This is a genomic window from Sphingobacterium sp. UBA6317, assembly GCF_002440385.1.
Lineage (GTDB): Bacteria > Bacteroidota > Bacteroidia > Sphingobacteriales > Sphingobacteriaceae > Sphingobacterium > Sphingobacterium multivorum.
In genome coordinates this window covers 13,635-33,488 of sequence record NZ_DJTD01000068.1, presented here as the reverse complement: position 1 = coordinate 33,488, position 19,854 = coordinate 13,635, and the positions used below count along the sequence as shown (strand labels likewise).

At 41.5% G+C, this 19,854-nt stretch carries 15 protein-coding genes; 10 read left to right on the top strand and 5 right to left on the bottom strand.

The genetic code is table 11. The features are described from left to right. The first annotated feature begins 463 nt into the window (after positions 1–463). From pheT to rny, 4 genes are all read left to right on the top strand, one after another. Positions 464–2,860 carry a phenylalanine--tRNA ligase subunit beta gene (pheT, locus tag B3E92_RS23275; RefSeq protein WP_286898446.1) on the top strand — a complete coding sequence of 799 codons (2,397 nt, stop codon included), beginning with the start codon at positions 464–466 and terminating at the stop codon, positions 2,858–2,860. A gap of 40 nt (positions 2,861–2,900) precedes the next feature. Continuing rightward, a complete protein-coding gene (locus B3E92_RS23270; RefSeq protein WP_046675830.1) occupies positions 2,901–3,206 on the top strand; it encodes a hypothetical protein in 306 nt (101 codons plus the stop codon). A gap of 54 nt (positions 3,207–3,260) precedes the next feature. Beyond that, on the top strand, positions 3,261–3,551 hold the full coding sequence (locus B3E92_RS23265; RefSeq protein ID WP_121123591.1) for a cell division protein ZapA: 291 nt from the start codon (positions 3,261–3,263) through the stop codon (positions 3,549–3,551). A gap of 348 nt (positions 3,552–3,899) precedes the next feature. Next, positions 3,900–5,453, top strand: coding sequence for a ribonuclease Y (gene rny / locus B3E92_RS23260; protein WP_286754411.1), 1,554 nt, complete (start codon positions 3,900–3,902; stop codon positions 5,451–5,453). 333 nt (positions 5,454–5,786) lie between these two features. Here the strand turns inward: rny and B3E92_RS23255 are convergent, their stop codons facing one another. Continuing rightward, positions 5,787–6,437 (bottom strand): HAD-IA family hydrolase, encoded by a 651-nt coding sequence (locus B3E92_RS23255; RefSeq protein WP_070569715.1) that lies wholly within the window; start codon positions 6,435–6,437, stop codon positions 5,787–5,789. A 141-nt stretch (positions 6,438–6,578) separates the two neighbouring features. On the opposite strand from B3E92_RS23255, the gene B3E92_RS23250 reads away from it, so the two are divergent. After that, a complete protein-coding gene (locus tag B3E92_RS23250; RefSeq protein WP_046675834.1) occupies positions 6,579–7,106 on the top strand; it encodes an Mpo1-like protein in 528 nt (175 codons plus the stop codon). Between the two features lie 164 nt (positions 7,107–7,270). Here the strand turns inward: B3E92_RS23250 and B3E92_RS23245 are convergent, their stop codons facing one another. Both B3E92_RS23245 and B3E92_RS23240 read right to left on the bottom strand, forming a co-directional pair. Then, positions 7,271–8,596, bottom strand: a complete 1,326-nt coding sequence (locus B3E92_RS23245) for an ABC transporter permease (protein WP_286754413.1) — start codon at positions 8,594–8,596, stop codon at positions 7,271–7,273. Then, positions 8,589–9,524 (bottom strand): ABC transporter ATP-binding protein, encoded by a 936-nt coding sequence (locus tag B3E92_RS23240; RefSeq protein WP_286898445.1) that lies wholly within the window; start codon positions 9,522–9,524, stop codon positions 8,589–8,591. Before B3E92_RS23240 ends, B3E92_RS23245 begins: the two co-directional genes overlap by 8 nt. Before the next feature lie 413 nt (positions 9,525–9,937). Between B3E92_RS23240 and yihA the strand changes: the two genes are divergently transcribed. From yihA to B3E92_RS23225, 3 genes are all read left to right on the top strand, one after another. Next, positions 9,938–10,567, top strand: a complete 630-nt coding sequence (gene yihA / locus B3E92_RS23235; RefSeq protein ID WP_046676372.1) for a ribosome biogenesis GTP-binding protein YihA/YsxC — start codon at positions 9,938–9,940, stop codon at positions 10,565–10,567. Between the two features lie 17 nt (positions 10,568–10,584). Further along, entirely contained in the window at positions 10,585–11,439 is an 855-nt protein-coding gene (locus B3E92_RS23230; RefSeq protein WP_286754414.1) for a UbiA-like polyprenyltransferase, read from the top strand. Positions 11,440–11,519: 80 nt separating this feature from the next. Then, on the top strand, positions 11,520–13,196 hold the full coding sequence (locus tag B3E92_RS23225) for a PNGase F N-terminal domain-containing protein (RefSeq protein ID WP_286898444.1): 1,677 nt from the start codon (positions 11,520–11,522) through the stop codon (positions 13,194–13,196). A gap of 68 nt (positions 13,197–13,264) precedes the next feature. Here the strand turns inward: B3E92_RS23225 and B3E92_RS23220 are convergent, their stop codons facing one another. After that, positions 13,265–13,723 carry an Lrp/AsnC family transcriptional regulator gene (locus B3E92_RS23220; protein WP_046675839.1) on the bottom strand — a complete coding sequence of 153 codons (459 nt, stop codon included), beginning with the start codon at positions 13,721–13,723 and terminating at the stop codon, positions 13,265–13,267. Positions 13,724–13,883: 160 nt separating this feature from the next. Between B3E92_RS23220 and B3E92_RS23215 the strand changes: the two genes are divergently transcribed. Together B3E92_RS23215 and B3E92_RS23210 are read left to right on the top strand one after the other, a co-directional pair. After that, positions 13,884–14,951, top strand: a complete 1,068-nt coding sequence (locus B3E92_RS23215) for a PLP-dependent cysteine synthase family protein (protein ID WP_286769719.1) — start codon at positions 13,884–13,886, stop codon at positions 14,949–14,951. Between the two features lie 99 nt (positions 14,952–15,050). Next, positions 15,051–16,733 (top strand): protein-disulfide reductase DsbD family protein, encoded by a 1,683-nt coding sequence (locus B3E92_RS23210; RefSeq protein WP_286898443.1) that lies wholly within the window; start codon positions 15,051–15,053, stop codon positions 16,731–16,733. Between the two features lie 394 nt (positions 16,734–17,127). On the opposite strand, the gene B3E92_RS23205 is transcribed toward B3E92_RS23210, so the two are convergent. After that, a complete protein-coding gene (locus B3E92_RS23205; RefSeq protein ID WP_286754418.1) occupies positions 17,128–19,725 on the bottom strand; it encodes a DUF5686 and carboxypeptidase-like regulatory domain-containing protein in 2,598 nt (865 codons plus the stop codon). Between the last annotated feature and the right edge of the window lie 129 nt (positions 19,726–19,854).

Genomic DNA, 19,854 nt, shown 5'->3' with positions numbered 1-19,854 from the left:
CGGATCGGGATTGCTTCGGGAACGGCTCGGGACAGCTTCGAGACAGCTTCGAGACAGCTTCGACTGGGCTTCGACTGGGCTTCGGGAAAGATTCGGGTCCGCTTCGGCAAGGAGCCGAACAACGGCCGAACAGCAGGCGAAGCAATCCCGACCATGTTCAGGCCATGTCCCGAAGCTGCCCCGAACCAAGGCCAACGATGTGCCGACCAAAGCCCAAAGCACCTTGTCCATGCGGAAAACCTGAAAAAGCATAAGCAATAGCGCAAGAAAAACGCCCTGTGGCAAGTCGGTTTGTTCGCCGAAGCCCAACAACCCCTTAGATCATATGGTAATTTGTCATACAGCCGGTGAGGATAGGGGCTGCCAGCTATCTTCAAATTCAGGACTTCCGGCGATGATCGGCAAATTGACGTTGGATATAAACTCAAATTTATCTAAGTTTGTGCATCAAATCAGATTCGAGATGAATATTTCATATAATTGGTTAAAACAACACGTTAATATAGATTCGACACCGGAGGAACTATCGCTGATCTTAACAAATACAGGATTGGAAGTAGAAGCTTTGGACGTTGTGCAGAGTATCCCAGGTGGATTGGATGGTTTGGTTGTTGGTGAAGTGAAAACTTGTGAACAGCATCCTAATGCCGATAAATTAAGAGTAACCACTGTTGATGTCGGTGGACCGGAGTTATTGCACATTGTATGTGGTGCACCAAACTGTCGTACAGGATTGAAAGTTATTGTTGCTACAGTAGGTACTACTTGCCATCCGCTTACCGGAGAGCCTTTTAAAATTACCAAATCTAAAATTCGTGGTGAAGTTTCTGAAGGTATGTTATGTGGAGAAGATGAAATCGGTTTGGGTACATCTCATGCCGGTATCGTTGAATTACCAGCTGACGTTGCTGTGGGGACCTTAGTGAAAGATCATTTCAATATCCAGGATGATTACCGTTATGAAATTGGCTTAACACCAAACCGTGCAGATGCTGCTTCGCATTTAGGCGTTGCAAGAGATATTGCGGCACATTTTCGTACACACGTGTTAAAGGCAGATGTTTCTGCATTTAAGGCTGCTGAGGCGGAGGGAACGACAGTGATTGTTGCAGACGCACAGGCAAGCCCACGTTATAGTGGTATCAATATTACCGGTGTTCGCGTTGGCGAATCTCCCGATTGGTTAAAAGAGAAATTAAATGTTATCGGTGTTCGTCCGATCAATAATATTGTCGATGTTACCAATTATATACTACACGATTTAGGTCAGCCACTGCATGCTTTTGATGCTGATAAAATTGCGGGAAATAAAGTCATTGTTCGTTTGGCGACTGAGGGTGAAAAATTTGTTACGCTGGATGGTGTGGAGCGTACCTTGTCTGCAGAGGACTTGGTGATTGCAGATGTTGAAAAACCAATGTGTATTGCGGGTGTTTTCGGTGGAGCACATTCGGGTGTATCAGCCGAAACGACCAATGTATTTTTGGAGTCGGCCTATTTCAATGCTGTTTCTGTACGGAAGACCTCCAAAAGACATGGCTTAAAAACAGATGCCTCTTTCCGTTTCGAACGTGGTACCGATCCGAATATTACGGTTGAAGCCTTGAAGCGCGCAGCTTTATTGATTCAGGAAATTGCGGGTGGAACGATTTCATCGACGCTAAAAGATGAGTATCCCGTGGTGATTAACCCGTTTTCATTTCACGTGAGCTATGCGAATGTGGTTCGTTTGATCGGTCAGGCGATCCCAAATGAAGAAATTAAATCCATTATTGTCGCTCTTGGCATTGAAGTCGCTTCAGAAACTGAAACAGGACTTGATGTGTTGGTGCCTGCATACCGCGTTGATGTCACACGCGAGGTAGACGTTGTGGAGGAAGTGTTGCGGATTTATGGTTACAACAATATCGAGTTGAAGTCACAAATTAAGGCCTCTTTAAATACGGTTGAGAAGCCGGATAAGGAAGTTGTCTTAAATCAATTGGCTGATCTGCTCATCGCCAATGGGTTTCGTGAAATTCTGTCCAACTCCCTAACGAAGCTGGATTATGCGGATGATAGCGAAACGGCGGTCAAATTGTATAATCCATTGAGCTCGGATTTGGATACAATGCGTCAAAATATGGTTTTTTCTGTTTTGAGTGCGATTGAATATAACCAAAAACGAAGAAACTTTGACCTGAAGTTCTTCGAATTCGGTAAAACTTATGCGCTGGATGGTGAAGGCTATAAAGAAACGCAGCATCTGGCTTTTGCCATGGCAGGTAAAAATGAAGCTGAGCAATGGAACAGCAAAAAAGACGCGGTTAATTTCTATAACCTTAAAGCGGCTGTAGATACGCTTATCAAACGCTTGAAAATTGAAGGAATTCAGATACAAGATGCTACAAGTACACATTTCGCCTATGGTTTGAACTATATGAAAGGGCAGAAATGTTTAGTTTCTTTTGGTGCAATCGCGAACGCAGATTTGAAAAAAGCAGATGTTGAAGGTCAGGTTTTCTTTGCTGATTTTGACTGGGATGTTTTGATGAAAATTATTCGTAAGAATAGCATTCAATACAAAGAAGTTTCCAAATTCCCGGCTGTGCGCAGAGATTTGTCGCTCTTGATCGATGAAAATGTGAGCTTCGATAAGCTACAATTTGTTGCTCAAAAGACCGAACGCAAGCTTTTGAAGGAGGTAAATGTGTTTGATGTGTATAAAGGTGATAAAATTCCGGAAGGGAAAAAGTCTTATGCTCTGAGCTTTATCTTGCAGGATGAAGAAAAAACACTTACGGATAAGCAAATTGATGCGATAGTTCAAAAATTAATTGTTAATTTTGAGAAGGAACTAGGCGCGGAAGTGCGTGGTTAACGAGAGATACAACATTAATTGGTAATATTCAATTTATACTATGGCAACATTGTCTTCACAAATGAATCTGATCGTTGAGAAAACGAAAAATTTAATTCAATTGTGCGAAGTCTTGCAAGAAGAAAATGATTTGCTTAAATTAGAGGTACAATCCTTAAAAGTGGCTTTCGATGCGAGCAACGATAAGAGCAAGCAGTTGGAAGAGAAGGTCAAAGCGTTGGCAGTTGCCCGCACGTTAGATTCTGAAACGGATAAGGAAGCAATTAATGAAAAAATACTTGACACAAAACAAAAAATTAACGATTTTGTGCGGGAAATAGACAAATGTATTAGTTTGTTGAAATAGTTGGGAGAAGTGTTATCGGATTCAAACTAATACAACGTTAAAAAGCTCAAAGAAATGGGAGAGATTTCCATAAAAATAAATATCGCAGATCGTGTTTATCCCCTTCGGGTGGAGAGCGCGGAAGAAGAAGTAATTCGACATGCTGCGAAATTGATAAATGAAAAAATAAAGGAATTGCAGGAAAACTATACTGTGAGAGATAAGCAGGATTTGTTGTCCATGTGTGTATTGCAATTTGCGACGCGTATGCTTAATGCAGAGCGGCAGTCCCAAAACCACGAAGTGGGCTTGGAAAATTCAGTACAGGAACTTGATCAGTTGTTGACGGATTTCTTTAAAAAATAAATTTACGTTCTTTATATTTAGAGCTTAAACGACGAATTTGCCGCAATTAAATTCGGGTTGTCACTATTTTAAACTTAACGCTTCAATATTACAGGCGCAAAAAGATATAGGCCATTTTGCGAAAGCCATCTGGGTCATAATCTAAGCCTAATTATGTAATCACGAAGTTTAATAATACATGAGACCTGTTTAAATTTAATTGCGGTTTTTTTTTGTCATGAAGTCTTATGAGCTTATCAGGCTCGCCACATTGGTGCATACCAAAGAAGGGGAATAGGACGATTCATGATTTTACTGGAATTTGAATATAATTAATAAAAACAAACATAATAATACAATTATACATACATGGACATCGCAATTTATAGCATAATTTCTCTGATTGTTGGTGTTGTTATAGGTCGTTATCTATTGGTTTTGTTGTTTAAAAAGCAAGAACAGGAAGCCAAGGATAAGGTAAATAGCATACTGAAAGATGCAGAGCAGGAAGGGGAACACATTAAAAAGAAACGCCTGTTAGAGGCCAAAGAAAAGTTCCTTCAATTAAAATCTGAACATGAAAAGGAAGTCAATCAACGTAACAATGCCATCAACCAGAAGGAAAATACGTTAAGACAAAAAGAGCAGTCAATTAACCAAAAATTGGAAAACATCAACCGCGACAAGCAGGAGGTGGATACCAAGAAGAAGCAATTGGATAAATTGGTTGAACTGAATGAAAAGAAATCCGAGGAAGTAGAAGCGTTAAAATTGCAACAGATTAAGCAATTGGAAAGCATCGCTGGCGTAACTGCCGACGAAGCAAAAAATCAATTGGTGGATTCGTTGCGTGAAGAAGCCCGCTCACAAGCCATGATTCAAATCAAAGATATTGTGGATGAGGCAAAATTGACAGCGACTAAAGAGGCGAAAAAGGTTGTTATACAGACGATTCAACGCACCGCTACGGAATCTGCAATCGAAAATACCGTTTCAATTTTCAATATTGAAAATGATGAAATTAAGGGCCGTATTATTGGTCGTGAAGGTCGTAATATTCGTGCATTGGAAGCTGCAACGGGCGTAGAGATCATCGTAGATGATACACCTGAAGCAATTATCCTATCCGGTTTCGATCCTGTACGTCGGGAAATCGCACGTTTAGCTTTACACCGTTTGGTAACCGATGGACGTATCCACCCGGCACGTATTGAGGAAGTTGTTGCAAAAACACGGACGCAAATTGAGGATGAAATTGTTGAAATCGGTGAACGTACAGCGATCGATTTGGGGATCCATGGTTTGCACCCCGAATTGATTCGTATGGTAGGGCGTATGCGTTACCGTTCATCTTACGGACAGAATCTTTTACAGCACTCGCGTGAGGTTGCTAATTTTGCTGCGACAATGGCTGCAGAACTGGGCCTGAATGTTAAACATGCGAAACGTGCTGGATTACTTCACGATATTGGTAAAGTGCCTGATGACAATCCAGAGTTGCCACACGCTATTTTAGGTATGCAACTTGCAGAAAAATACAAGGAACACCCTGATGTATGTAACGCAATTGGTGCTCACCATGATGAGATCGAAATGACGGCTTTAATATCTCCGGTTGTTCAAGCCTGTGATGCGATTTCTGGTGCACGCCCGGGCGCACGCCGTGAGGTTGTAGAAAGTTATATCAAGCGCTTAAAAGAGCTGGAAGACTTGGCTTTATCGTATCCTGGGGTTGAGAAGACCTTCGCGATACAAGCTGGTCGTGAACTACGTGTCATCGTGGAGAGTGAGAAGGTCTCTGATGCGCAGTCGGAAATACTCGCTGCTGATATCTCTAACCGTATCCAAACGGAAATGACGTATCCAGGGCAAATTAAAGTAACTGTTATCCGTGAGACAAGATCGGTGTCTTACGCAAAATAGATCCAAGGATCCATCTTAAAAAAGCTACAATCATTTTGATTGGAGCTTTTTTTATGGAATTCTACAGCTTTCCCTCAACAGGATGATTTCAGTTATTCAAGGTGTTTGGGTATTGACTTGAACTGTTCTCAATAAACTTGGCCTGAGTAGAATTAGCCTGAATTGACTTGTGTCTTGCCTGGTGAATGGACTTGAATTGGTGTCAATAGACTGTATTGGAATTGATCTGAATAGACCAGACTTGAATAGACTGAACTTGAATAGACTAGACTTGAATCAAGTTGACCTAAATGGACTCAACCTAAATTGTCTTTAATTTAGGATCCCTATTTTTTAATTGAAAAATTCGATCAGGTCAGGCACTGTCTGGATGAGATAGGTCGGTGACTCCTGCTCGAGTTCGGCTTGGCTACCATAGCCATACAGTACGCCAACAGCATCCATGGCAGTTTCCCTTGCGCCAATCAGATCATGTTTACGATCGCCGATCATGAGGCATTCCTGTGGATTTGTTAGTTTGGCCTTTTCCATGACATATTGGATGACGCTGGTTTTGGTCGGTCTGGAATCGTCCAAAGCGCTTCCACCCGCAAAATCAAAATAGGTATTTATTTCAAAGTGTTGTAATATTTTGTGGGCGAATATTTCGGGTTTGGAGGTCGCCAGATAGATGCTGTACCCTTTTGTTTTCAGGAGCGTTAAAAGCTCGGGTATGCGATCAAACAGGATGTTCTCGTACAGTCCTATGGCTGAAAAGCGCTCCCGATATTTTTCTACACAGGCAATTGCTTCGCTTTCCCCAAATCCAAAGGTATGTATGAAAGAATCTTTAAGGGGCGGACCGATCAAGGGTTTGAGGCTATTCAGATCGGCTGTATGGATGCCTTTGGACTCCAAGGCATAGGCAATACATTTTGTAATCCCTTCTGCAGGGTCGGTCAGGGTTCCGTCCAGATCGAATAAGATATGTTTGTAAGACTTCATGCTGCAATATTACGGAATAGAATAGGAGTAAGCGAGTTTGTTTGCCCTGAAAGCAGATAATGACCTACGGCAGACCAAAAAATAGGGAATATTATCATTTTTAAGACCTAAGGCATGCTCAATATTTGTTAAATTTGCCGAATGAAACAAAAGAAGAAAGTTCAAGAAGTCGAACCTTTACGTCCCGTAGATAAGTATTTTGCGGAGCTGGATGCTAATTTTCAGGATCCGACCAACCGCCTGATTCAGGCCATCTTTTTACCATTATTATTTTTTGGTATCATGGGCTGCATCTGGATGATTCCATTTCCACAGTTCGAATTCTTGGTCAAACTCAATTGGCATACGTTTTTGAATTGGGGCTCTTTCTTCATTGCTATTGTCATTTATTATTATTTAAAGCTGTCTGCAACCTTGTCCTATGCGATATTATTCTCGATCGGGGGTATGAGTTTCTTTATCGTGCAACTGGAATACGCACAGAAGAACGGTGGCCCGGCTGTCATCTGGGTGTGTTTAGGAATCGCATTGCTATCTATTGTCGCGCTGTTTATCGGTAAGGGAAAGGAAAAGAAGAAAATCACAGGACAACAGTTTCTGCAGTTTTTACTTGTCGGACCGATATGGCTGTGGCATTTTGTCTTTAAAAAATTGAAATTAAGATATTAATTGAGCTGTCCTTAGGAGCTGATCGCATTGCATCTGATCGCATCCTAATCGGGGGCTTAAAAGAACGGGGCCAAATTGCTTGCAATTTGGCCCCGTTCTTTTAGTTGAGCGCTGACATAGATCGGGGATATCCGACAGCCATGCGTAATTAGTTCAGTACATAACTAACTTTTGTAATTGAACCATTTGATGATTTCTTTGAGATTTGCCTTTTTTCCATAGATCAAAATCCCGACGCGGTAGATACGTGCAGCGACCCAGGTTACCAATAAGAAGGTCAGTATAAGCAAGGTCAACGAGGTCAGAATCTGCCATAGGGGTACACCAAAAGGTATGCGAACGAGCATGGCGATCGGTGAGGTGAATGGAATAAAGCTCAACCATGTTGCAATCGGTCCATTGGGATCATTGATAATGACGCCGAAAGAAAGAATATAGGTCAATAGCAAGGGCATGGTAATGGGCATGGAAAACTGATTGGCCTCTGTTTCGTTGTCGACAGCTGAGCCTGCAGCGGCGAAAATAGCACTATACAATAGGTATCCGGCAATAAAAAACAGAAAGAAGAAAATGATGACCTCCGTGAAATTAAAGCTTTGGATCGACGTAAGGATCGAAGCGGAATCATTCTGGGCCATAGCTTTTGATACGGTACTCATATTACCCGCTCCAGGTTGGCTAGCGGCTACTTCCTGCATATCCTGCGGATTGACAAACAGTAGCGTTGCTGTGATAAATAAGCCCCCGGTAAGCACAAGCCACATCACAAATTGGGTCAGTCCAACCATACCGATTCCAACAATTTTACCCATCATGAGCTGAAAGGGCTTGACCGAGGAAATAATAACTTCGATGATACGATTGCTCTTTTCTTCGATAATACCACGCATTACCTGGGCACCATAAAGAAACAGGGATAGATAGACTAAGATAGCCAAAGCGACACCAAGGCCCATGGCAATGGCTGTATTGCTGTTCTTTTCTTCACCGTCGGCCGTAATTTCTTTTGCATCGATGCTGACTTTGGGCTTAATGGACTGGATAATCTGCAGGTCGATTCCCTTGGCTTTATATTCCTTTTCACGGATGATTTCTTCCAACTGTCCACTAATGATCTCCTGTATGACAAAGCTGGTCTTGCCTCCGGTAATCAGTTCGGCTCTTTGGCTTGTTAAAATATCTTTTGGGATATAAAGGATCGACTGTTTTCCTTCACTTTGGGTCAGCTGCGCTTTTTGTGCCTGGAGATCCAGTTTACTGATTGTATAACTTACATTTTTATTGCTTTGCAGTTTTCCCGCAAAGTCGCCTTGTTCATCTAAAATAAAGACTTCGGTGTGTGAATCTTTAAAGCTCTTTTTTGTCAGATAAAACATGCCTGCATACAATGCAAAAAAGAACAATGGCACGGCAAAAGTCATGACAATAAAAGATTTTTTCTTGACACGGGATAGGTATTCCCGTTGAATGATAAGTAGTATTTTATGCATGATCTTGAGATAGGGGTGAGACTTGTGTAACTTTTTGAATGAAAATATCCGCCATAGAGGGAACGATTTCGATCAACTGGTTGAGCTGTATTTGGGGTAAGAAACGCATTAAGACATTATTGATATGAATATTGTTATTTAGCTGAATTGTAGTGTTGTATGTTTTTTCGTGCTTTGTGGACGTGATGACTTCAAATAGGCTGTCTTCGGATAGAAGAAAATTATCTTCGTTGGCTGTATATTCCAATCGATAGGTTTGATTTCGGTATTCTTTTTTAATCGCCTGTACGGAACCATCGAGTATTTTCTTGGATCGGTTGATGAGGGCGATATTATCGCAAAGCTCTTCCACAGTCTCCATACGGTGTGTGGAGAATATAATGGTCGCCCCCTCTTGATTCAATCGGAGAATCTGTTCTTTTATGATATTGGCATTGACGGGATCAAATCCCGAAAAGGGTTCATCCAAGATAATCAATTGTGGTTGGTGGATGACCGTGGCGACAAATTGTACTTTTTGCTGCATACCTTTACTGAGATCTTCAATTTTTTTGTCCAACCAGGATGTGATGTCCAGGCGCTGGCACCAATCTTGGATGCGTGCTAGGGCTTCTCGCTTGGAAAGTCCTTTAAGTTGCGCCAAATACAACATTTGATCGCCGATTTTCATTTTTTTGTACAGACCTCGCTCTTCGGGTAAATAGCCGATTTGTGCAATATGCTGTGGACCCAGCGCTTCGCCATTAAACAAGATTTCGCCGGAATCGGGCGCGGTAATTTGGTTAATAATACGGATCAGGGACGTTTTTCCAGCCCCGTTTGGCCCCAATAGTCCGAAAATTTTACCCTTTGGGATTTGAATGGATACGTCGTCCAATGCACGGTGATTGGCGTAATCTTTGGTGACATGATTGATTTCGAGTAACATCTATTTTAAGGTTTAATTAATTCGTTCTTTGAGTTTGTTAGAAATATTCCTTTTTTCCCAAAGACTGACGTTTATTTATGTGATTAGTATCTTGAGCAGCTGAATTGTTACAGCAGCTCCGAAAAATTCCTTGTTTGGTAATGCTTCCATTTTACCTACTGGACTTCTTATTACAAGATTTATTTTTTTTATGGCATGCAGGACTTCTTTTATTTGGCTAATAAGACGTATACCCAACCGCATAGTGCATCTTCGGAATGCGCTCAGTTGTTTGATGAATCGTTTGAAGTGAAAGTTAAAAATAATTGGGGACATTTTAGTCCCTGGCCAATTAAATAGGAGACGGAGCTTTTTTATGGAATAGAAGCGGTACACATCTTGTCAAAGGGATTCATTTAACGTACCTTTGTTCCATGGAAGTGAAAAAAGCCGAATTCGTGTGCAGTAACACGAGAGTTGACAAATTACCTGCACCCAATTTGCCGGAGTATGCGTTTATCGGACGTTCAAATGTCGGTAAATCATCGTTGATCAATGCAATGACCAACAAGAAAGGACTTGCCAAGACCTCCCAAAAGCCTGGTAAGACTCAGTTGATCAATCATTTTATCATCGACGATACCTGGTATCTGGTGGATTTGCCCGGTTATGGTTTTGCCAAAGCCTCTAAAACAAGTCGCACGGAATGGGAGAAGTTCATCCGCAGGTATCTTACCCATCGGGACAATTTGCAATGTGTTTTTGTATTGGTAGATAGCCGTCATGAACCACAGAAGATAGACTTGGATTTTTGCTATTGGTTGGGCGAATGTGGTTTACCCTTTATGTTGGTTTTTACCAAGGCAGACAAGCAATCGACTGTCAAATCCGATGTGAATATTGCGAAATTTAAAAAATCATTGCTTCAATGGTTTGAAGAGGTGCCGCCGATTTTCCTAACTTCAGCAGAAAAGAAAATGGGGCATGAGCCTATTTTAGAGGCTATCGATGAAGTTAACGGCCGATTTGTTCGCCCTGAACCCGAAGGAAACGAACAATTTTAGCTAGATCTTACGTTCAGATGAAAAAATACTTGTCCTTAGTTTTATTTGCCCATAGTGTATTTGCATTGCCATTTGCCTTCATCGGTTTCTTTTTGGCTTTGCACACAACGGACTACACCTTTTCGTGGAAATTATTGGTTTTGATGCTCGTGTGTATGGTAACGGCCCGTAATGCCGCTATGGCATTCAATCGTTATTTGGATCGCGATATTGATGCCATTAATCCGCGAACGGCCATGCGTGATATTCCTGCCGGAAAAATTTCTGCTAAAAATGCATTGATTTTTACGTTAGTAAATTGCCTTATTTTTATCGCAGCGACGTATTTTATCAATTCTCTTTGCTTTATGTTGTCGCCCATTGCACTTTTTGTTGTGCTTTTTTACTCCTATACGAAGCGCATAACACCCTTATGCCATCTTGTATTGGGAGCAGGGCTAGGATTGGCTCCAATAGGTGCATATATGGTTATTACAGGACAGTTTGCGACTGTTCCGGTACTTTATGGCTTCGCAGTGTTGACCTGGGTGAGCGGCTTCGATATTATTTACGCGTTGCAGGATGAAGCATTTGATCGGGCCAATCAGCTGAATTCTATACCCGTTTGGTTGGGAACGAAGGGAGCCATGCGCGTTTCGGAAGGTCTGCACGTGTTTTCTTTTATATTTATTTTAATACCAGCATTTTTGATGCCTGTCGGTTGGATTTATTATTTAGGGGTGGCCTTTTACGGTGCATTGCTGATTTACCAGCATACCCTGTTTTCATCGACTAATTTAAGTCGGGTCAATCGTGACTTTATGACAACCAATGGTTATGCCTCGGTGATTTTTGCGGTATTCTACCTCTTGGATATCTGGTTGATCAAATAAACGTTTTAGCATAAAATAAGAAAGGCTTTAGGAATTCCTAAAGCCTTTCTTATTTTTGCATCTAAACCAATACACATGCTATGAAGAAAAGTATTCTTTTTACCTCTATTTTATGTTTGTCATTGTCGTCGCAGGCGCAAAAGCTGTCGAGTTATGTCATTCAATATAACCAAAGTTTCAATGGGAATACAGCTGCCAATCAAAATGCCATCCTCGTCTATGCCAATGAAAAGGAGACTTTTGTCAGTTCAGCGAAGGAAATGCAGGGACAGTTGGCGCCGCCATACGAACGGGTTGTGGTGGAGCGTTCCGGAGGCAATGCATTACTTAAAATTGCTAAACTCAAAGATGGATCAATCATTCTAACCAAAGATTCGCTCGCACTTTCGAAGCAAAAATTTAACACGACAAACGAGACTAAAACAATCTTGGGCTATCCCTGCAAAAAAGTGGAGACCAGCATCAATTCCAATAAAATAGAAGTTTGGTATACCGATAAATTAGGGGTAAAAGGTGCACCCACGGAACTTGGTCAGGACCTTGGTTTGGTACTTGAGGTAATCCGCAATGGGAATACACGGACTTTTGCCACCAAAGTAGAAAAGGTCAAGACGATACCGGAGCAACTGCGATTAAAAGGAAATGAAAAATTGTACGATGAACTCTCGTATAAAGATCTGATCTGGAAAAATCGTTTTATCCAAATACCTGTTTTTCGGAAGGAGCGCATACGTTTTGCGGATGATGTAAAGTCGGATTCTGTTTTGCGTTTTGCCAATGGTACAGTTTTGGTAAAAAAGGTGAAAATCCCAAAAATAAAGACTAGCGATAATGTATTTGTGCAGTTGGTCGAACAATCGAAAGGTGATGCCTATGACCGTACGGGGTCAGTTTTTATCATCCCAACCAACAAGGCGCAAAGCTTTTTGGATGGCATGAAAAATGGTATGGGTACCCTGCCTAAGTACGAAAATGGAAATGGTAAAGCTTATCAAGGCGTTGTAAAAACAGCATCTTTTGAGCCTATTGTTGAATTGATGCGTTTCTTTACACCCTTTGGTGTTAAGCAGTTTAACTATCTTCAGTTAAAGGATAAGGTTTGGCAAGACTCGGTACTGTACCGTCAGGACGTAACGGAACTGGCTGGTCTGTTGAGCGAGCAGGAAATCTATGTAGGCGCCTTCATTGGCAATTATGATAAAAATGGACATGAGGTGAGTGTGGAGCTGACGGTGCATCCGGGTTTCGATGCCGAGTCAAAAGGCAGTCTGAAAAAGACGATGTCTTTATTCACCACAACCAACGTTATGGAAATGGGCGGCCAGGAGTATGGATCTATGTTTGATAAGGAGAAAGGTCTTACTGTTTCGTTTCATTTGGACCAGGACGCTAAAAACGTGCAATTACGCTACATTACCACAGGGCATGGAGGCTGGGGCAATGGTGATGAGTTTGTGCCGAAGGAAAACCGCATTTTCCTAGACAATTCATTACGCTTTAAATACACACCGTGGCGTAATGATTGTGGCTCGTACCGTTTGTCAAACCCAGCTTCAGGCAATTTTGCCACAGGTCTGTCTTCATCCGATCTAAGCCGCTCCAATTGGTGCCCGGGTACAGTAACACCACCAATCTACATTGATCTGGGGGATTTAAAAGCCGGCGACCATACAATGCAGGTGCAGATTTCACAGGGAGCTCCTGAAGGAACAAGTTTTAGTAGCTGGAATGTGACAGGCACTTTGTTATTCGATTAATCATTTTTTCAGCGCTGTCATGTGTGATCGCACATGACAGCGTTATTCTTTCCTCTAGGATACGACGGTTAAAGGGGATAAGCGGTCTCGCTTTTTGTCTCCGATAATACAAAGTAGGTCTGTACGGTGTTTACTTGCGGAAGTACGGCCAATCGATGCCGCAGAAAAATATGATAAGCATCCATATCTTTGGTTGCGATACGTAACATAAAGTCGTAAGAACCCGCCATTTGGTAGCATTCCATCACCTCGGGAAATTTAGCTACCTCTTTTTCGAATTCATTCAACACTTCAAAAGTATGCGCCTTGAGAAAGACCTGAGAAAAGGAAATTAACCCAATGCCTATCTTATGGCGGTCCAAAATTGCCACCGTTTTTTTGATGTAGCCCAACCGCTTTAGCTTTCTAACGCGTTCGTGAACAGCAGCGATAGATTTGTTAAGTTCAAAGGATAGCGCTTTATTGCTCATGGAGGCATCTTGTTGTAGGAGGCGTAATAATTTTACATCTATTTCATCCAATTCCATAATCTGAATATTTTCGGTACGGTTGTAAAAATACGCTATTGTTCTGAATTATTTATTGGTTTTTATATCTTTTAATTTAATTTTTATTGAAATTATAGTGATGTGTTGAATATTATCTTGTCAATGGTCAATTTTGCAACAGAATAATCATTTATAAGAAATGGCTGAACAAGAATTATTAAGTGCGTGTTTGTCACCTGCATTGGACAAGAGATTCAAACATCTGTGGAGATTGGTCGGAAATACACCGATGTTGGAACTACAGTATACTTACAAAGGTAAACCCGGACGAATTTTCGTGAAATGTGAGAACTACAATCTGACTGGTAGCATAAAGGATCGGATGGCGCTTTATATTTTATACAAAGCGTATATGAATTGTCAGATCCGGCCGAGTGATGTTGTCATTGAAGCCACAAGTGGCAACACAGGGATTGCCTTTTCAGCAATCGGTAAAGCACTTGGTCATCAGGTAAAGATTATTATGCCCAATTGGTTGAGTAAGGAGCGTACCGATATTATTCGCAGTATGGGTGCCGATATACAGCTGATAAGCAAAGAAGAAGGTGGTTTTTTAGGAAGTATTCGTTTAAGTGAAGAGCTTGCTGCAAAAGGTGGCGTTTTTCTTCCACGACAATTCGAGAATCAATATAATGCCGAAGCGCATGAGAAAACCACCGGTTACGAGATTGTAAAGCAACTGGAAGAACAGGGCTTAGTTGCTGATGCTTTTGTTGCTGGTGTGGGAACTGGTGGTACGGTCATGGGTGTGGGTAGAAGCTTAAGAAAGGTAAACCCAAATGTCCGCGTCCATCCGCTAGAACCGGCAGAAAGTCCAACCTTAACTACAGGGCATAAGGTAGGTTCACACCGTATTCAGGGAATATCTGATGAGTTTATTCCTGCCATTGTGGATTTGGATGAACTCGATACGGTCGTATGTGCCAACGATGGCGACTCCATTATCATGGCGCAGAAGCTATCGCGCCAATTGGGATTGGCTGTTGGAATCTCTTCGGGAGCAAATGTAATCGGAGCGATTAAATTACAGCAGCAGCTGGGCGATGAAGCTGTCGTGGTGACCTTACTTTGTGATGATAACAAAAAATACCTAAGTACCGATTTGGTGAAAGAGGAGCCGGTAAAAGAAGGGTATCTTTCTACGGACGTTGATTTCTCGGGTTTTCAACCGATCTGCAGATTGGCAAATCCGGTATTTGGTGCTTAAAAAGATTTAGTTTCATATGTTTATAGTTAACTCGGGGAGTCTCTAGCTCCTCGGGTTTCATTTATTCAAAAACCAATTTATACCTAAGAATAACACAACATGAAAGTCAATTTTAAATTATTAATCCTTTTGTTGTTGTTGGTTGCGCCTGTGGCAATGTTTGCCCAAGCGGATACAACAAACACGTTGGAGGGGCTTGAGTTTACGGATGGTACGATAAGTCCCGATTCACTGTCCTTTGAGGAGTCTCCAGATACCGCTACCGTAAAAGCCGATTCCGCCCAGATGAAATCGGTAGCTGGGCCAATCGTAGACAAAGCTGGGGCAGAAGGCAAAAAATCGCTGTGGAGTATCTTTATTGCGGGCCTTTTAGGCGGTTTTGCCGCTTTATTGATGCCTTGTATTTTTCCGATGTTACCGCTGACGGTGAGTTATTTTACCAAACAGGCGGGGAGTCGTGCCAGTGGTATTAGTAAAGCCCTGTTATATGGATTATTTATTATTGTGATTTATGTGGCTCTGGGGATGATTATCACGATCGCATTCGGGTCTGATGCACTCAATGCACTTTCCACCAACGGTATCTTCAACTTCATTTTCTTTTTGTTGTTGGTGGGCTTTGCGGCATCTTTTTTTGGTGCTTTTGAAATTACCTTGCCAAGCTCCTTTGTCAATAAAATGGATGCCAAATCGGATAAAGGTGGATTAGTGGGGTTGTTCTTTATGGCCTTCAGTTTGTCCTTGGTTTCATTTTCTTGTACGGGACCGATTATAGGGACACTGTTGGTTGAGGCAGCTTCGAAAGGCGAGCGATTGGGTCCAGCAGTTGGGATGCTGGGATTCTCCATTGCCCTGGCCATTCCTTTTGGTTTGTTCGCGATGTTTCCTTCGATGCTTAAATCCTTGCCGAAATCTGGCGGTTGGCTGAATAGTGTAAAAGTCGTTTTAGGCTTTTTGGAACTCGCTTTAGCGTTGAAATTTTTATCCAATGTCGACCTAGCTTACCACTGGAACTTGTTGGATAGAGAGGTGTTCCTGTCGCTATGGATTGCTATTTTTGCGTTGATGGGGCTATACCTGATTGGCAAGATCAAGTTCTCCCATGATAGTGAGCTGAAATTCCTGTCTGTTCCTCGAACTATTTTGGCCATTGTTGTTTTTTCTTTTGTGGTCTATATGGTGCCAGGTTTATGGGGAGCGCCTTTAAAATCAATTTCCGCTTTTTTACCGCCATCGGCAACACAAGATTTTGATCTTTCTTCGGGCGTAAGTGCCGGAGCTGTTGCGCATTCAGATGGAAAGGTGAAAAAATATGCTGAAATTTTTCATGACAGAGGCACGCCTAAGGGATTTGATCCTTATTATGATCACGACCAGGCCTTAGCTACGGCTAAAGAATTAAACAAGCCTGTTTTAATTGATTTTACGGGCTGGAATTGTGTCAATTGTCGTAAAATGGAAGCGAATGTCTGGACGGACAAAGCTGTGGCAAAATTATTAAAAGAAGAATTTGTGATGGCCGAACTTTTTGTGGATGATAAAACCGAGCTGGCTGCAAACGAACAATTTGTTTCAAAGTATAGTGGCAAAAAGATCAATACCATCGGCAAGAAAAACAGCGATTTTCAAGCGGCTACATTCGATAGCAATTCGCAGCCGCTGTACGTTATTGTCGATCCGACGGGCAAAAAACTGGTGCCCCAGAGTGGTGCCAACTACAATGTAGAAGAGTACAAGGCATTCCTACAAAGTGGCGTGGATGCATTTAAACATAAAAACTAACCATCGTCATATGCTAATTTTATCCTCCTTGTACTATGCAAGGGGGATTTTTTTGTTCATAAGCCATCGGTTTTTGTGTCTGCAGGCCTGATGCAGTGGGGCTTTCCTCGTATTGTGTTCGTACCAGCTTCGGAAGGCGACAATCTTGCAATAAATATTGACCAGCCCCTGACCAGGTAATTCCTGGTCAGGGGCTGGTCGGAATCTGATCAACATCTGTACAACATCTGTTGTATCTCCGAATAAGGTACGAAGCAGGTACGAAGCTTTCCCCGCTATTTCGTCCAGAAATCGTTGGCGGGGAGCCTATGTTGCGGAAGCCTAGGGCAAAAAAAGAAGCCCCGTCATTTATATGAACAGGGCTTCAAATTATACTATAAATTTATGGAAACTATTAGAAGTCAAATCTGACCCGCGCACGAATACCCCAAGCTGGTGCATCGACGTGATCAAGATAATTTAGACGTTTTACGTAGTCCACGCGTAATATTTTAAAAATGTTGGATAGACCGATACTGGCTTCCATATAAGGTTCTGAACCGAAGGTATAAGAACTCTGTACACCTTCTGCATTGTGCTGCCAAGTGAATACCTTTGAGCCATAGTTAGGATCGTCAGGATTGTTTTCCTTGCGCAGTCCGCCATATACACCTTTGAAGCTAAATACTTCACGTAATTTAAGCTTTTTGATCAAAGGAATTTTATTCAACAGAAAACCGTTCATGTAATACTGCACGTTCAATGAGGCATTGTGGTCACTAACAAACTCCAGGAAGTTCATTAAGTTATACGAGTTCAATTGATAAGCATAGGTCTGATTGGCACGATGGATTGTCAAAAAAGGGAATGGGATCTCTTTACCTGCAATATAGTTGCCTTCAGCTGTTACGTCAGCAAATCCAAATTGACTAAAATAAAAGCGTTTGAATGCACCAACATTAAAGTTGTGATAATTGTATTCACCTTTAGCCAATCCTTTGATTCCAGCAGTATAATTGAACGTGAAGATCGGATATTGATTGAATATAGGTGTCCGGTAAATCTTGCCTTGATAGAACTCTTCATGTGGAGCATATCTGAAATTTACGGATACTTCTGTCGAGTTCAATTCATTAAACAGTCTGCTTTCATTGTTGGCATCTACCATCTGGTAGGTAAGGCTTCCAGCAGGTGTTTGTCTGTTGATATTGAATGCCGCGCCAATAGCCAAGTGGTTTAAAAATTCTTTTTTATACTCTAAGCCGTAATTTGTCTCATAGATGTAACGGTCATTATCACCGCGTTTGAAAGACAGCAAGAAGTTGTCTTCCTGAATAAATTCCAGTTTTTGTCCAGGAATCTTCGTATCCTTTTTATAAGAGGCCCTGATGTAGTGCATTGGGAAGGAGTAGACCGATTTGTTGTTAAATGCGTAGGTACCGCTGAAAAAGTATTTCCATTTCTGATCTTTAAAACCATAGGCCGCATACGATTCAGCATAGAAACGCTTGCTTAGCGCTTCTGTTGTACGTCCGCCGACACGTAAACGGAAACCTTCTACGGGATTAAAGCTATAGAATGTATTGACTGGACCGATCTCAACTGGGCCGGCCTGTTTGTATCCTGACAGCAATAAGGCAGCGATATCCATGAACGAACGGAATGAAGGAATCTTTTGTAAGGTATCAATATTATGATAAATATTCAGTTCGTTTTGCGCAAGGACAAGCGGACGTTGTGTTTCAAACAATGTTTTAATCGCTTTCTTATTTTCTACATTATAGGCAATGACCGTAGATGGACCATCATAGGTACTATCAGGACGCTGAATGCCGACTTTGTAATTGTTGTAATCAACTGTACGACTTCCGCGGATCCCCATGCCTTTTTCCGTTAAAGAAAAATCGATACCCAGGGTACTTGTTTTTAGGTAGAAGCGACTTTTGCTGTCTTTCTCAAATTTAAGCTGTATCTGAAGGTCACGTACAAAGTTTAGATTGATATCATCGGCCACAGTCATATTGGCGCCCTGCACTGCATAATTGCCGTCTAGCGTCACATACAATTGACCTTTAAATAACATGTCGGCCTTGTTGCGTGGAAAGAAGCTTAATTCGACCAACCAGGGTTGAACAGTCTTAATGGTATCCGTTATAAAAAACTTATAAAAAGTAGGAGCGGAATTAGCAATTGGACTTAAAAACTGATTGGTAACCAATGAAATGTTGTTGTCGTAAATATCAACTTGTTCGTACAGTTTATTGAAGTAGGCTGTCAGACCATCATTATCAATAAATCTAGGGTCAAATTGTGCCCGTTGGTCACCAAGGATATACTGTTTGGTTTTGCTTGGATCTTTACGGTAATATACCTTGGACATTTTTTCTTCAATAAAGGCAGGCAAAACATATTTGTTGGCTGTTTTAGCGGAGTCGTCCGTTTCAAAAAGAAATTGATAGTTTTTGAATATTTTTTTATTGACGAATTTCTCCGAAAGATTGCTCAGTCCTAAAGACATCTTCTCATACTGGTCAAATTCAGCATATTGTTGTCCTGAAAGTCTATTTTTCTCCTTATTCTCGATGACTTTTCGGATCAGTGCGACAGCAGGATTATCTTTGTTGCTGTATTTTTTCTTTGTGGCCTTGACAACAACTTCTTCCAGCATGTTGTCCTGTTGATCCATCAGAATTTCTTTTGTTTGCGTTGCATCATTCGTAACAAAAGCGTCTTTGCTGTCATACCCAATGTAACTTGCTCTGATTTTTACATACGATGTTGGAAAGACAAGTTTAAATTCACCATTTGCATTGGTCGACGTCGTGGTTCCAGCAGAAGCCGGAGCGCCAACGACGGCTACGGTAGCATAGGGTATAGGATTCTTAGTCTTTGCATCTTTAACTGTACCGGTTACGGTCTTGTTTTGGGCAAAAGCCATGGACACCGTTAGTACGAGCGTTATCGAAAGAAAGAGTTTAGTTATGAAGGTTGTTGCGTCTATTTTAGCTCTCATTATATTGCTATAATCTTGAAAATTCAAAATTGTTTTCCTGTTTCTACTTTATTTTTGACTTTATAGGTATTAAAATCAAAAAATCAGTGAACAAAGGAAACAAAAAATTAAGAATAATTAAAATTTTAT

Coding starts and splice junctions, on each gene's coding strand:
- B3E92_RS23220 (WP_046675839.1), bottom strand. CDS start 13,723: ATGGAATTGGATGAAATAGATGTAAAATTATTACGCCTCCTACAACAA.
- B3E92_RS23240 (WP_286898445.1), bottom strand. CDS start 9,524: ATGTTACTCGAAATCAATCATGTCACCAAAGATTACGCCAATCACCGT.
- B3E92_RS23265 (WP_121123591.1), top strand. CDS start 3,261: ATGGGAGAGATTTCCATAAAAATAAATATCGCAGATCGTGTTTATCCC.
- B3E92_RS23245 (WP_286754413.1), bottom strand. CDS start 8,596: ATGCATAAAATACTACTTATCATTCAACGGGAATACCTATCCCGTGTC.
- B3E92_RS23270 (WP_046675830.1), top strand. CDS start 2,901: ATGGCAACATTGTCTTCACAAATGAATCTGATCGTTGAGAAAACGAAA.
- rny (WP_286754411.1), top strand. CDS start 3,900: ATGGACATCGCAATTTATAGCATAATTTCTCTGATTGTTGGTGTTGTT.
- B3E92_RS23215 (WP_286769719.1), top strand. CDS start 13,884: ATGGCTGAACAAGAATTATTAAGTGCGTGTTTGTCACCTGCATTGGAC.
- B3E92_RS23205 (WP_286754418.1), bottom strand. CDS start 19,725: ATGAGAGCTAAAATAGACGCAACAACCTTCATAACTAAACTCTTTCTT.
- B3E92_RS23230 (WP_286754414.1), top strand. CDS start 10,585: ATGAAAAAATACTTGTCCTTAGTTTTATTTGCCCATAGTGTATTTGCA.
- yihA (WP_046676372.1), top strand. CDS start 9,938: ATGGAAGTGAAAAAAGCCGAATTCGTGTGCAGTAACACGAGAGTTGAC.
- B3E92_RS23225 (WP_286898444.1), top strand. CDS start 11,520: ATGAAGAAAAGTATTCTTTTTACCTCTATTTTATGTTTGTCATTGTCG.
- B3E92_RS23255 (WP_070569715.1), bottom strand. CDS start 6,437: ATGAAGTCTTACAAACATATCTTATTCGATCTGGACGGAACCCTGACC.
- pheT (WP_286898446.1), top strand. CDS start 464: ATGAATATTTCATATAATTGGTTAAAACAACACGTTAATATAGATTCG.
- B3E92_RS23210 (WP_286898443.1), top strand. CDS start 15,051: ATGAAAGTCAATTTTAAATTATTAATCCTTTTGTTGTTGTTGGTTGCG.
- B3E92_RS23250 (WP_046675834.1), top strand. CDS start 6,579: ATGAAACAAAAGAAGAAAGTTCAAGAAGTCGAACCTTTACGTCCCGTA.